The organism is Mesobacterium pallidum (genome assembly GCF_019966535.1).
Lineage (GTDB): Bacteria > Pseudomonadota > Alphaproteobacteria > Rhodobacterales > Rhodobacteraceae > Mesobacterium > Mesobacterium pallidum.
Genome location: NZ_JAIMID010000037.1, coordinates 1 through 14,353 on the forward strand (window position 1 = coordinate 1; position 14,353 = coordinate 14,353).

A 14,353-nucleotide genomic window follows, 5' to 3' on the forward strand; every position below is an offset into this window, starting at 1 on the left:
AGTTGCCTTTGCCCATCGTGGCCTCCTTGCCTCAAAAATTAGGGAAGAAGGCGTCCACGAACCATGGGGCTATTCACACCCTATTCACAGGTTTATTCCAAAGTACAAACCGCAATATCCATGTCGTAACAACAAACTACGACCGCGTTGCAGAGTATGCAGCCGATTCAGGCGGCTACATCCACAACACGGGTTTCCTTCCGGGCTATCTGCGACGGGCCGATGGGGCGGAGAATCTGATTTTCAAACAAGGGGCCAATTTGGCGCGGACGGTCACAGTCTGGAAAGTCCACGGGTCTCTTGATTGGTTTTCAGACCCGCATGGGGGTGTGATGTCGCTACCGATGACGAGCGAGTTGCCCGATGGTTTGGTTCCGTTGATCGTCACGCCAGGTGTAAGCAAATATCAGCGGACGCACGACGAGCCCTTTCGGAGCGCGATACAGGGTGCCGATCGTGTGTTGAGTGCCGCGACCGCATTCATTTGCATAGGATACGGGTTCCGCGACGGCCATATCCATCCGAAGCTGATGACGCGTTGTCGTGTGCATGACGTTCCCATCCTTGTCGCAGCGCGCACCTTAACGCCCGAAGCCAAGGATTTTCTCAAGAACAACGCCGGGCGTCACTACCTCGCGCTCGAGAACCACGATGAGGGGACGATGGTTTACAACCGTGACAGCCCAGACGGTATTGTTGTTACCGGGGGCAAATATTGGGAGTTGCCTGCATTGAACGAATTGATTGGGTTTTAGGAGGAAGAGTTGGGCATACTTGATTTCAACGATGATGAAAGTCTCGGCAAAATTATTGCCGTCGATACTGCCACTGTGACGGTGCGAGTCGATGAACTTGAACGCCTCAAACGGATTCAGGTCAATCGGTTGACCGCGATCAGAAGCTCGAAAGCCGGGCAGCACTTAATCGGGATAGTTTCGCGCATCACACGCAAAGCAGGTGACGAAACTGCAATAGACGGGGCTGAGGAGGATCCGGAAGCCGCGCTCCCCGAAAACAACCTCGTTCGGGTCGCTCTGATTGGAACACTCGTAGACAAGGAGGGGCTGAAAGAGAACGTCTTTAAGCGCACCCTAGAGACTGTGCCCGAAATCGATGCGGATTGCTTTTCCTTGGAAGGTCAGCGCCTGACAGACTTCATGCAGGTCATTTCGCAGGTTTCCGGCGACGGCCCGCAGCTTGATCTTGGTCGCTATGCTTTGGACGAGGACGCGCGGGCCTTCTTGAACGGCAACCGTCTGTTCCAACGTCATGCCATCGTGGTCGGTAGCACTGGCAGCGGCAAATCGTACACAACTGCGCGGCTCCTAGACCAGATTGCCGGTCTTCCACAAGCCAACGTAATCTTGTTCGATATCCATGGTGAGTACCAGACCCTCGATAGCGACGAGTTTCGGCATCTACGCATCGCTGGGCCGGGGGACATTGGACACGATCGCCGACTGGCCGACGGTGTTCTACATCTACCGTTCTGGCTTCTCGGCTATGAGGCATTGGTCGCTTTGTTTGTAGATCGGTCCGATCAGAACGCTCCGAACCAAGCCATGCTCATGACGCGCTGTATCACCGATGCGAAGCGCGCAATGCTTGATCCGGGAAAACACGCCGACATTCTTGCAAATTTCACTATCGATAGCCCCGTGCCTTTCGATATCGACAGTGTCCACAAGCAACTATCTGACTTGAACGAACAAATGGTTCCGGGCGCTAACAACAAGGATAAGCAAGGACCATACTTCGACAAGCTCAGCCGCTTAATCGCGCGATTTGAAGCCAAACGAAATGATCGCAGGCTTGGGTTCATATTTCAGCCGCCAGCAGCCTGTATGGATATGGCCTGGCTGTCGGAGGTAACGCATTTCCTGATAGGCGGGCGCGGATCGCAAGCTGATGGCAAGGGTGGGATCAAGATCATCAATTTCTCGGAAGTGCCGTCCGACATCCTGCCGCTCATGGTCAGCTTGATTGCTCGGCTGATATTCACAGTCAGCCAGTGGACGCCACCAGACAACCGTCATCCCATCGCATTGTTCTGCGATGAGGCACATCTGTATATCCCGGAGCGTGCATCGTCAGAGTCAGCCGATGAGATCTCTGTCGGGATTTTCGAGAGGATCGCCAAAGAAGGCAGGAAATACGGTGTTGGACTAGTGGTTATCAGCCAAAGACCATCCGAAGTGAACCGCACCGTTCTGAGCCAGTGCAACAATGTCATTGCGATGCGGCTGACCAACGGCGACGATCAATCCGTGATCAAACGGTTGCTGCCTGACAGCCTCGGCGGGTTTGGTGATCTTCTACCGGTCCTCGACATCGGTGAGGCATTGGTGGTCGGCGATGCGAGCTTGCTTCCGACGCGAGTTGTGGTGTCCGAGCCGCGCTTCAAGCCCAATAGCGCGACAGTCAATTTCTGGGATCGTTGGAGTGACGCGGCACCAGTTGCGGGAACGGAAGATGCCGTCCTTTCTTGGCGGAGACAAAGCAATCACTAGCCCTAGGAGCGATGAAAACAGTCAACGAGTATTGCCGCACATATTATGCTGGGACGATTCTACCGACCATCGCGGTAAGAGTATCGGGCGCAAGCTTGGAAGAAATTGCATCCAACTCCAAGAGGGGCTGCGACAGGTAAGGATGAAACTTCTCCGACATTAAATTCCCAGCTCCAGCGAACAGATCGACAGGTTCGCCAGATCGAATGTGCGCTAGTACCGTTTGAAGATCGGGGGTTTCGTCCCCGGCCTCCACCATCAGAAACCCGTCATGCAGTTCGACCGAAAACCCCTCGCTTCTCAGTGCTAGCGCGAGAGTCGACGTCTTCACCGTTCCGACCCGCGATGCGATAATCGATGTATGCTCACCAAGAGAGTGGATATTCTCGGTCCGAAACCCTAGCAGTTGATATTGCGCACGCGCTTCCTCCAGCATCTTCAAGGAAACATTGTCCATATAGGCCGGACTGGAATCCCCCTCGAGCACGGCGAACATTCGGTCGATCACTTTGTCATGAATGTCCCCCGCATCGCCGCCGAAGACGGGCGGCACACCAGCCTTCGCGGGTTTGACGACGATGACCTTTTCACGATCATGGATTTCTTGAACTACCCAACGCCGTCCAGAAAAAATGAGCAGCATCCCAGGAGCAAGAACATTGTCGATTGGCAAGGTTCCAAGATCCCGCCCCTCTGCGACCAACCGGAACTCCTCAGGCGTCTGGAACACCGCATAGAAGCTGTAATGCTCAACCAGCTTTTCGCCCGCGGGTCCTAAAAGTAGCAGCCCGCTGCCGGCCTGTTCGATCAAGCCGGTTTCTGGGTGGCCGATCGCACGCAATACATCTGCGAATATATCGGTTGTGACCTTTCGAAAAGGGCCTTCGCGGCAAAGGACGTTGTAGACCGCGCTTGCAGACGCACCGCCGCGCTGCGCAATAACTGATAGTATCTGATGGACGAGCGTCGAAAGGTGAAGGGCTTGTGGTTTTGGTGGTTCGCACCAACCTTCCAGCAGCAGGTCTATCATCGCGATGGACCTGATCAGGCCGAGGCGAAGACGATCCACGAAGCTACTCTCCGGCGTCAACTTGGCTTCGACAGCGTACTGCCTGAGAATGGCCGGTTGTCCTTCACGCCGGCCTGACCGGCCAAGCCGTTGTCGCAACGCCGCGACGCTGAATGGCGCGCCAATTTGAGCCACACAAGTCACGTCACCGATGTCGATTCCAAGCTCGAGCGTCGACGTGCAAACGGCGGTCGTCGGTTTGGCAGGATCCTTTAAGCGCCGTTCTACGAAGTCACGGTGTTCTCGGGATAGGCTCGCGTGGTGGGGATAGAATTCCTGTGGCAGGTGCTCCCGTTCGCAAAGCTCCCGCAACCGATCTGCGTAAATCTCGACCCGTTGGCGCGCTCCGGCGAAGACCAGGTTGTCACTGCCTCGAAGGTGTTTGAACAGATGGGCTGCTATCGCGTCCGTTGCGGATGGGCTGTTTTCATCCTCATCGCCTGAGAGATAGCCGCGAAGCTGAAGCTTCAATTCTGCCTCGCCGCCATCTGCTTCGATCAGCTGGACAGAGCTTGCTGCGTCAGGGCGAAGATAGGCCTTGGCGAGGTCCATGTCGCCTAGCGTAGCTGACAGACCTATCCGACGGATTGGGCGCTTTATCGCGAGCTCGAGCCTTGTGAGCAGTGAACGAAGCTGGACACCGCGTTCGCTATCCAGAACCGTATGCAGTTCGTCGATCACGACCGCCCGCGTGGCCCCAAATAGGCGGGCAATTTCCAAACCGCGACGAATGAAAAGCGCTTCAAGGGACTCTGGGGTTATCAGCAGGATCCCTTTTGGAGATTTCAACGCGCGCGTCTTGATCGATTGCGAGACATCCCCGTGCCAGGGAACAACCGGAAGCTCTGCTTCCTGGCAGACGCCCTCCAGCCGCATGGCCTGGTCCGTGATCAAGGCTTTCAGCGGACCGATGTAGAGCAGGTCGAAACCGGTGCCGCCCGACGACTCGTCAAGCACCTGTGAAATCAACGGCAGGAACGCCGCCTCGGTCTTTCCGCCCGCCGTGGACGCCGCAACGATTAAATCGGCGTTGGTCTCGTAGATCGTCCGGATGGATCGCGCCTGGATGTCGCGAAGTTCGCGCCATCCTTTCTGGCGTATCCATTTCTGCACAGGCCTCGCCAGTTTGTCGAACGCACTGCTCATCGGCGTCAGAGCTTGAAGCTGATCAGGTCATCGTCACTGGGGTCTTGGGTGCCAGTCGCCTCGTCTAACTCCGTCATGTCTTCGCCGAGGTCTTCGGACACCTCGATCTTTTCGATCAGATCGCTCCACTCGACACCGGGGTTTTGCTCAAGCACGGAAAGCAGGTTCACGAATGCCGTCACCGTATTGCGCGGGGTGCGGAAGTAAGCTTCACCGATCCGGTCCGAGCAATGCGCCATAAAGGCTTCGAGCGCGTCGTCCGGCAGAGCACCGGCATCGTCCTGCATGATCCGCCGGACATTGGCCAGAAGAACGAAGAGATCTTCAGGGGTCAGGCTGGCCAGCCGGACAACGGGTCCTGAAAGGTCGACCAATCCGTCTCGCGCGAAGGTGTTCTCGGCCAAACGCGATTGAAGGGCTTCGTAGCTGTAGAGCCCTCGACGGGTGTTCATCAGAAACTCCGGGGTCCCGCCCATCAGAAATCCGAGGTTCTCGGCACTGCCCTGCAGCACATCATTCAGGATCCGTAGGATCTGTTCGTAGTTTGCATTGCGGGCCTGCGACGATGTGAGCTTGTAGAGGTTCACCATCTCGTCGAGGCCGACGAGCAGGCCTTTGTAACCGGCTTCACACACGAATGCCGACATCAGCTTCAGATGGTCGTAGACACTGGCATCGTCGATGATCGTTCGCACGCCAAGCGCCTTGCGCGCGTCGGTACGTGTCGCGAATTCACCGCGCAGCCATCTCAGGGCTGCGGATTTCAGCTCGTCGTCGCCTGTTTCATGGCCTTCCCAATATCGACGGATGACTTCGGCGAACTCAAACCCTCCGGTGAGTTCTTCGAAGTGGCCAAGGCGTTCACGAATGACGATCCCCGTGGGCAAATCCCGTTCTTCAGCATCTCGGTGAGCCTGGCTGACAAACCGTTCCACCACGTTGGCCAATGCCCCGCCATCGGGTTTTGTCCGCGTCGAGAGGTTTCGGGCCATCTCGGCATACAGCCCGCGAGCTTGTCCGCCGGTCGCGTGAATGCGCCGATCTGGCGCTAAATCCGCGAACATCACGACCAAGCCTTTCTCCAGAGCCACGAGGCGGATCAGGTTCATGAAGAACGTCTTGCCCGATCCGTATTCCCCGATGATGAACCGGATCGCCGATCCGCCATCGGATATCCGGTCCATGTCCTTGACGAGCTCTTCAATCTCTCGGACGCGGCCAACCTGAATATGGCGTAAACCGAGCTTGGGCACGACCCCGGCCCGAAGCGCCTGTACGATTGCATCGCGTTCACGTGGTTTCAACTTAGACATCCCTGCCCTCCGCACTCATCTTTTCTCTTACCGCCTCCGCAATCTCCAGAGACACGTCATATCCATCATACTCGTCGAGAAGCGCTTCATCGTAGGTCTCAAAAGCCCATTCATTCACTGCTTCCAAAGCCCCGGACGCCATTAAGCCATGCGAGGCGCAGATCGTCTCGAACTCGGTCTCAGACCAATGCTCCCGAGTAATTAGTTCGAGAACAAGGGCGCCGTGTTTCGGGTCAAGCCCTGCCAGCTGGCTTTGGCTGGCAGGCCCGGAGGCACCACTTTCTTCCTCTTCAACATCGAAAATCTGACCGAGGACGGACGACACGCGCTCGGTGTCCGAACGGATTGCCGCGATCCGCGAAGCGTCGAGTTTCGGTCCGCTGGCTTTTTCAAGCGCGGGTATAGCTTCGCCCAGGCGACCCGGTTGCGAGGCACGAACGGTGCGTGGACCATCCGCAACTTCGCCAGCATGCAGGTCCGAGTAGGCCAGCGCAGGATCAAGGCCCAAGGCCTTGTAGATCTTCTCGATGCTTGCGACTTCGTCGGAGTGAATAATGCCATCGGCATGTGCTGCACCGACCAGCGCTGCCCGCATAGCGGCTTGGCTGTCTTGGCCCACCTCCTTCAATTTGCGCCGCAGAAGCGTCATGTCCGGTGGCACGGCCAGAAACCATTCAAGGTTTGCACGCAGCCTGCGGCGTTCCTGATCGCTGAGGGCCGCGGCAGCAACTTGCTCTTCCAACGCCCTGCGTTCAGGCTCCGCGATGCGACCATCCGCATGAGCAACGAACGACCCAAGTGCCAATTCGATTAAGGCGCTTCGATAGCTGTCGGAAACGTCCTCCAGTCGCTCGATAGGCTCGCCCAGACGAAACAGCACAACAGGCTCTTCCGCCTTGGGCGACCGGAGCGCAAACCGAGGGTCGGGCGCCAGACCGAAACCGAGGCGCGCGAGCGCGTCGGCCGCTCCTGTCATTTGCCGTTTCCCGATATTCTCGTCCGTTTCTCCCTCCAGACGTCCGATCACCTCTTCAAGCGGCACCAATCCCCCCCGATCGACGATATCGGCAGCCCAAGATTTCAAGCGGTTCATTTCCTCCGATGGGAAGGCATCCCACAGTTCAGAGGGCAATAGGGCATGCGCTTCCACGCTTCCGCGGCCATCAGGGTTTCGGCCCAGGAAGCGACTGAGCTTGTCGAGGTCGTTCATCACCTCGTCAGCCAACTCCTGGGCAATCTCGACCGGTTTGCGCAGACCGGAAATATCCGGGACCGGCTTGCCATCAACGGTTGGGTTGGCAGACCCCTGAAACTCGCTCGAGGCGGCCCTATAAGAAGCCGTGAGTGATTTCCGGGGTTTGGTCACTTTGAGCCCATCAGGGAAACGCCGATCAAACCGCATACGGAAAAGAGCGACGAACTCGTCACGGCATCGCGTCGCGGGAGTTCTCAGATTTGTTTCCGGATGGCAGATGAGCCAACTCAGCAACCAGTCAGCTGTCAGGTTCTCGCCTTTGTCGATCCGAGCTCCGATTGCGTATTTGAGTGAGAACGGAAGTTCCCAGCCCTGCTTCTCAAAAATCGGATCGATCGCGTCGAGGTCGGTTTCGGCAAGCATCGCTATGTCGAGGAACTCACCCAAATAGCGCCTGACGGAGTGGTTGTCAGGGTAAAGTGACTGCAGCCGCCGAACTTCCTGGACGATATCCTTTGCGTCTTCATTGGACTGATCAACGAAGAAGCGACGCTCTAGCCCGTAGAAGTACAGGAACATGTAGCCGGGGTTGTAGGAGGCATCGTTTCGCCCGCTGGCCAGCCAGTCGAGGTAGGTCGCCCGGCACTGAGGTGAGATATCCGAGTACCCAGGCCAGTAGGGCATACCTTCTCCAGCTTTGTCGGCTCCAGAGCGCGCGACCGACAGGGACGGATCGATATAGGCTCGGCATTTGTCACGATACCCGTAGGTGTTCAGCAAGGGGGGCGTGCCGACATAGACCATCCCGCCGATGTTGCGGCCGGCCACGCTAGCTGTTTCGCTAGACGGGACCCACCCGCTTTTCGTTGGTCGGGACGATACGCTCGATGCCATTCGCGAAGGCTGATTTCGTTCAGCGGCCGCGGCAAGTGCCGGCGCCGCAGACTTTCCAGCCCGAACGATTTCAGCGTAGTCCTGCTTTGGTGGAGAGTAGGCCTGCACGGCAGCCGGTGCTTGAGACGCATTGGCTTCGCGAGTTCGTTCGCGCTCACGCTCGATAAGCTTGTCGTAGGCACTTGGGCGCGGCACCGGCTCAGGTCGGGGGGAGTGGGTTTCGGAACTCCCCTCAGCTTGCGCCTTTGCAGCGACTTTCCGCGATCTCCGTTTTTCTTGCCACCAGACCAGAATGACGGGAACACCAAATGCAAACAGCATCTGGCCACCAACCGGCCAACCCTGAAGCATTATGGTCACCACGACCATGCATAAGAAAAAATTCAGGGCGAGAAAGAATGTAATTCGGAAAAACTTGAGTATTGAAGACATTATCGGAACCCTCTCCGAACCACACTATTTTGGATGCCCATCATTGCAACGACTATCGCAATGATTGAATGCGCTTTTGATGCGTAGACGTTCTTCGGTCCGGTTCGATCAACGATCTAGCGCAGGTTCACTCCTTTCAGGTCGTCTGGTTTCAGCCGATAGCGGATTACGTTGCCTTCATGGAGCCCAGCGATCTGCTCACGAACGTAAGCGACAACATCCGCTCGATCAGCATCGGGCACGCCAGCAGCCAAAGCCATCTCATCAACCGCATCGTTTCGGAACTCCTTGAATTCGAGAACGCAACGCCGGACCGCAGCGCGAACGAATTCCCGATATGCAAGCGCAGCCTTTTCCGGGCTCTCCACCTCAGCGCGAAGAATTCGGTATTTCTCCGCAGACGCCAAGTACGCGTCCATGTAGACCTCACGCAGCAGCGCGACATTGTTCAATTCATAAACCCCGATGAGCCCATCGATATAGTCGCTGTCGTCCATCGTCGTGAACGACATCGGCGCAAGATCCGACTTTAGAAGTGGGATGTTCGAGGCCACGCGCGAAGTTCGCTTGTTAACGTCGGCAAAGGCCTGGAGGTACGGAATGTGCACCAAGAGGAAAAAGGACTGCTCGAACGGATCGGTGATCTGCGCAGCCTTGTGGAGCAGGATGTCGAACTCCTCTGCGATCGTGACCGCATCGTCGAGCGGTCGATAGCTCGAGTGCGAGATCCCGACCGGCATCGCTCGCAATCGGCCCGACATTGCCGGATCCGCCAGGAGTCCGTCTGAGAGCAGCGCATGAATCGCGAACAGATCGGGACGCCGAAGCCCTATCTCATCGAGATTGTCGACGACATACTGGATGGCTTCCTTATGGTTGAGGATCATCAGGGCTTCTTTTCGATCCTTTCCCGCAGCTTCTTCGCCAAACCTGATCAGTCGCTCGGTCTGCAGAATATCGTAGGTGTTGCCCTCCATCCTGGATGATGCCCAGCTAAGATCAACCAGAAGCTGTTCAAGGATCCGGCGCGCGTATGTTCCGGCAGGAATTGCGCCGCCCTGCGGACGGCCGGCCTCCAACAGTCTTTCGCGGTCTGGTGCAGACAGGTACCAGGTCTTTTCTGGGACGTAGGCGTCGAGAAACTCCGGTCGATAGGATACCGGCGCTCGCCGGTTATATGGCGTCGACAAATGCGCCCGGACGACCGCGCCCCCGGCAATTCTGTATCCTGTCGCCCTGCCCTTGCCGGATACTTCGAGGCGCCCCTCATCCACCATGCGCTTCAAGAGACGCCATACGGTGGTTTCGCTCACATCCCTTGCAATGCCCTTCCGGATGGCATCGCGTCCAGCACCCGGGTTCTCACCGACAAAGTCGAGAATGTCTTGATCCGACAGGGCCATGAAACGATATCCTGCAAGCGTGAAACGATTAGGATATTGATACACCTACACTTTTCCCAGGCGCAAGTTTTCGTTGCGCGGATTTTGCAACGATTCAGGCGTCAGGAAGCAAAAGCCAACTTCGTCAAAAGCACGAAACGATTATCACCTTGAAATTGTGAATATTTCTGGCGCCCCACATGAATCGTTGCGCTGCAGATGAAACGATAACCAGAACGACCGAGTTTGCGCCAAGCATCGGCAACGGAGATCGGCAAGATTCGAAACCATGGTGAGGTAAAACAGTGCTCTCTCAGATCCTTAGCGCCCAACAAGATCGGCAACTCGCTATCCGAAATCGACTTGTGGTGCTTCGCCCACAACCCCGGCATCCACCAGCTGCTCCCGATCGGGAAGATCGCGGAGGCTATCCAACCCGAACGCGACAAGGAACTGCTCGGTCGTCACGAATGTATAGGGCGCCCCGCGCCGAGGCGACCTTGGCCCGGTCCCGATCAGGCCACGCGCATGCAGCCGCCCGATCAGTTCGCGGCTGATTTCCTTGCCGAAGATGTCTTTGAGGCCATCGCGGGTGATCGGCTGGTGATAGGCGACGGCCGCCAGGACCGCGATGTCGAATTCGCTCAGGTCCAGCAACTGATCCCCGACATCCGCAGCCGCGCGGATCGCGGGCGCATAGGCGGCTCGCGTCCGAAACATCCAGCCGCCGGCGACTTGGGCGATCTCGAACGCCCGCCCCTCCAGATCGGCGGCCAGATCCTCGACCAGCAGATCGACCGTGGCCCCCTGCCCCACCACTCGGGCCAGATCCTCGCGCGGGACCGGCGAGGCAGAGGCAAAGAGCACCGCCTCGATCCGCCGCATCCATTCGCGCCAGCGCAGCTCCGGCGGCAGGTCGGCGAGTTCGCGGTCAAGATCGAGGTCGGAACGATCCTTCGCCATCCCTACACCCCGTAGAGCCGGAACGTGTCGCGCCCGGTCAGCTCGCGGACCGCGCCAAGATCGACCAGCCGGTCGCAGAGCCGCCGCGCGGCGCGATCCGGCAAAGGTAAAGTCGACGGTGCGACAGCGTCGCGGGTCAGGAACATCTCGACGGCCTCGCCAGCGCCCTTGGCCCGAAGCTTCGGCGCGACGGCGTTCAGATGCGCCGCCCGCCGCGCGAGATCGGCGGCAAGGCGCACGGCCTCGACCGCCGCAAAGATGAGCGCCCGATGACAGGCCAAGCAAAGGTCATCGCCTTGCTTGCGCAGGTCGGCGCGCTTCAGGCCCGGGGCCAGCAGCGGCACGAGACGGTCCCAACCAAGCGCCTGCGCGAGGGCCGCATCCGCGAGGATCAGCCCTGCTACGTCTGCGTGCGGCGCCTCGCGCAGCACCGCCTCCAGCACCATTGCGGCACGGGTCACCGGCCCGCCTTTCCCCGCGTCGAGCCAGGTTGCGATCGGGCCCGGCTCGAGGGTCGGCAACGCCCGGCCCAGAGCTTTGATCGACATCGGCCGCTCCACCGCGCGCCGCCAGGCCAGGCAGGTTTCGCCGGCCGGTCCGGGCAGGTCGCCGGGGCACAGAAGGTGCACAACGTCACGCAGCTCCCCTGCCCGCTCGGGACGACCGGAAAACGCAACACAAGCCTCAGCCGCGCGCAGCGCCAGTCGCTCTCGCAACAAGGCTTGGGGGACTTCCTCGCGTCCCAACACAAAATGCAGGTGGTTCAGCGCCGCGCCCGACAAAAACGCCACATCTTCAAGGGCTTCGGCCCGCGCCGAGGTGACCCAGCCGGGTATCCTGGGTAAGGTGCCTAAGTCGCTGGCGTGATCCGGTCGGGCAAATGTCATGCCCAGAGCCTACACCTGTGCGGCGCTTTCTGCCAGAAAATAGCGTAAAAACCGCCCCGCCTTGTGGTTTACAGTCATGTCCAATAAGTTTGCATTATCGGACCTCAAAAGATATGCTCAGCGACATGTCAAAAATGAATGAGAAATCGATCTCAGACGCACCAATCGGGTCTTCCATCAACGAAGACGACGCGAGAGACCCGACATCCAGCGAGGCTCTGACCCTGCCCTCCCATGTGGCCGGCTCAGGTACGCTGGATCGACTGGCCGAGAACGCACGTGATTACGCCAAGGCCTCGACCGCCGAAAACACCAAGAAGGCCTACGCCGCCGACTGGAAGCACTTTGCGCGTTGGTGCAGATTGAAAGGCGCGGAGCCCCTACCCCCGTCTCCAGAGATGATTGGTCTCTATCTGACGGACCTGGCCGCGCCGACCAATGGGTCCCCTGCCCTCTCGGTGAGCACCTTAGATCGCCGCCTTTCTGGGCTTGCCTGGAACTACGCGCAACGTGGGTTCGCGCTGGACCGCAAGGATCGCCACATCGCCACCGTCCTGGCCGGCATCAAGCGCAAACATGCGCGGCCACCGGTACAGAAAGAAGCGATCCTGCCGGAAGACATCCTCGCAATGGTGGCCACCCTGCCCTACGACCTGCGCGGCCTGCGTGACCGAGCCATCCTGCTCTTGGGATATGCTGGCGGGTTGCGCCGTTCTGAAATCATCAGCCTCGATGTCGGTAAAGACGATACGCATGATTCAGGCGGTTGGATCGAGATCCTCGGTGACGGTGCTGTGCTGACTCTGAATGCCAAAGCCGGTTGGCGCGAGGTGGAGATTGGCCGCGGTTCTTCGAACCAAACCTGCCCCGTTCATGCGCTGGAACAATGGCTGCATTTCGCGAAGATCGACTTCGGACCGGTCTTCGTCCGCACATCCCGCGACGGAAAGAAGGCCTTGGAAAAACGCCTCAACGACAAGCATGTCGCCCGCCTCATCAAATCCACCGTCCTGAAATCCGGCATTCGCGCCGAGCTGCCGGAAAAAGACCGCTTAGCGCTGTTTTCAGGCCATTCCTTGCGCGCCGGTCTCGCCAGCAGCGCGGAAGTCGACGAACGCTATGTCCAGAAGCAGCTCGGACACGCATCGGCCGAGATGACCCGCCGGTATCAACGCCGTCGCGACAGATTCCGGGTGAACCTGACCAAGGCCGCGGGGCTTTGATCCGCTGCCCCATTACGCCGCCTGCCCGCTGAGCCTACCGTAGAAGCTACGCTCGAGGTGCAACTCCCCTGCCCCGGCCTTCTGGACAATACCACGGAGATAGCCGCCCGGAGACGCGACTTCGCCGGCGCAATGCTTATCGAAGGTCAGAACCAGCGCGGCGGTTGCAATTTGAGGCCCAAGACGAACCTGCGCGAGGTTCCAGGCATGCTCCGAGACGCCAATCATTGGCCTCAACTGGCCAGCAACCCGGTGCAGATCGCCCCAATCTTTGAGATACCCGCCCATATTGCGCGCCCAGGACGCGAATTCGGGACAAGCCTGCATCACAGTCGGCAAATCAAGCGCTGCTCCACGTTTTTTGCGGGTCTCAGCAACCCACTCTTCCAACTCCCTATCAACCTGCTCTTCCGGTGGCGCATTTGGCACCACGCCCGCCGCTTGCTCAGTTTCTGAGCGATTACAGGTTACAGGATTTAGTTGGGTTGTAATTAGTATATGGGGGTCAGAAATGACCTCCCTGGGGTTCATTTTTTGAGTCTTTTCGAAGACTTGTGCCTTGGTTGCAGGCGTGTTTTCCACAGGTTGGACAGCCTCAGTTGCCTTAAGGTAAGCTGCCTCGACACGCTCCTGAAGCTCTTTGAACCAGGTCAAGAGCCGGACAAGCTGTTCGGAAGCTTCGTGGCGGCGCGGAAGCCGGTCCAAAAGCTCTTCGAAGAGCCCCGTGAACTGCGCCCAGGGCCCGCGCAGCGCGTTGCTGACGGCAGCCTCGATCCGCGCCCTGATCATCCGTCGTGCCACCGTGATCTGGCGCTTCAGGCGCTGACAGAGCTCACGTTCGGCCTGTAAATCGGCATGCAACTCCTCGAACTCCTCGACACGGGCCGACAGCGGCGACAGATCGAAGCCGTAGGCCTCGATAATGCGCCCATCGGCGTCCCTGCGCCCCCACCGCTTGCCGTTCGGGCTGTCCTGGAAGGAGATCACGCCGATCTCGGCCAGCCGTCGCGCATGGCGTTTGAGAGCCGAGAGCGAGAAGCCCGTCTGCTCCATCAGATAGGCGTTTGATGCCCAGACGATCGGGCGCTGCCCCTCCTCCCAGTCCTGGGCCTGAGTAAAGGCCCCGAGCGTGTCGAGGAGCATCATGTCTCCGGCCTTGAGGCCAATGTATGCACCGACCCGCTTTACGGCCACGAAGGCCCGCGTCTTGGGTACAGCTAACTGTTCACCGGCTTGGGCAAGCTGCTCTGCAATGCCAAGACCCGGTGTCGGCTTGCGCCAACCTGTATGTTTCATGCCTGTTTCTCACCTCCAGTTATGTGGAGGCAAAAGAAAGCCG

At 58.6% G+C, this 14,353-nt stretch carries 10 protein-coding genes; 3 read left to right on the top strand and 7 right to left on the bottom strand.

Going from position 1 to position 14,353, the window contains the following annotated elements; all coding sequences use genetic code 11:
- Nucleotides 1-755 (top strand): SIR2 family protein (locus tag MF270_RS27135; RefSeq protein ID WP_238368758.1); only part of this gene is annotated, 755 nt, incomplete at its 5' end.
- A gap of 9 nt (nt 756-764) precedes the next feature.
- Nucleotides 765-2,510: an ATP-binding protein gene (locus MF270_RS27140; protein ID WP_238368759.1), complete on the top strand. Its 1,746-nt coding sequence runs from the start codon at nt 765-767 to the stop codon at nt 2,508-2,510.
- A gap of 43 nt (nt 2,511-2,553) precedes the next feature.
- Here the strand turns inward: MF270_RS27140 and MF270_RS27145 are convergent, their stop codons facing one another.
- From MF270_RS27145 to MF270_RS27170, 6 genes are all read right to left on the bottom strand, one after another.
- Nucleotides 2,554-4,725: a DEAD/DEAH box helicase gene (locus MF270_RS27145; RefSeq protein WP_238368760.1), complete on the bottom strand. Its 2,172-nt coding sequence runs from the start codon at nt 4,723-4,725 to the stop codon at nt 2,554-2,556.
- Nucleotides 4,726-4,730: 5 nt separating this feature from the next.
- Nucleotides 4,731-6,038 (bottom strand): ATP-binding protein, encoded by a 1,308-nt coding sequence (locus tag MF270_RS27150; RefSeq protein WP_238368761.1) that lies wholly within the window; start codon nt 6,036-6,038, stop codon nt 4,731-4,733.
- On the bottom strand, nt 6,031-8,559 hold the full coding sequence (locus MF270_RS27155) for a tellurite resistance TerB family protein (protein WP_238368762.1): 2,529 nt from the start codon (nt 8,557-8,559) through the stop codon (nt 6,031-6,033). Before MF270_RS27155 ends, MF270_RS27150 begins: the two co-directional genes overlap by 8 nt.
- Nucleotides 8,560-8,675: 116 nt before the next feature.
- Nucleotides 8,676-9,962: a Fic family protein gene (locus MF270_RS27160; RefSeq protein WP_050523638.1), complete on the bottom strand. Its 1,287-nt coding sequence runs from the start codon at nt 9,960-9,962 to the stop codon at nt 8,676-8,678.
- Nucleotides 9,963-10,289: 327 nt separating this feature from the next.
- Nucleotides 10,290-10,904, bottom strand: a complete 615-nt coding sequence (gene scpB / locus MF270_RS27165; protein ID WP_050523637.1) for an SMC-Scp complex subunit ScpB — start codon at nt 10,902-10,904, stop codon at nt 10,290-10,292.
- Between the two features lie 2 nt (nt 10,905-10,906).
- Nucleotides 10,907-11,791, bottom strand: coding sequence for a DUF1403 family protein (locus MF270_RS27170; protein ID WP_238368763.1), 885 nt, complete (start codon nt 11,789-11,791; stop codon nt 10,907-10,909).
- A 125-nt stretch (nt 11,792-11,916) separates the two neighbouring features.
- Between MF270_RS27170 and MF270_RS27175 the strand changes: the two genes are divergently transcribed.
- Nucleotides 11,917-13,014 carry a tyrosine-type recombinase/integrase gene (locus tag MF270_RS27175; RefSeq protein ID WP_238368765.1) on the top strand — a complete coding sequence of 366 codons (1,098 nt, stop codon included), beginning with the start codon at nt 11,917-11,919 and terminating at the stop codon, nt 13,012-13,014.
- Nucleotides 13,015-13,026: 12 nt separating this feature from the next.
- Here the strand turns inward: MF270_RS27175 and repC are convergent, their stop codons facing one another.
- Nucleotides 13,027-14,310, bottom strand: a complete 1,284-nt coding sequence (gene repC / locus MF270_RS27180; RefSeq protein WP_093455151.1) for a plasmid replication protein RepC — start codon at nt 14,308-14,310, stop codon at nt 13,027-13,029.
- Nucleotides 14,311-14,353: the final 43 nt, after the last annotated feature.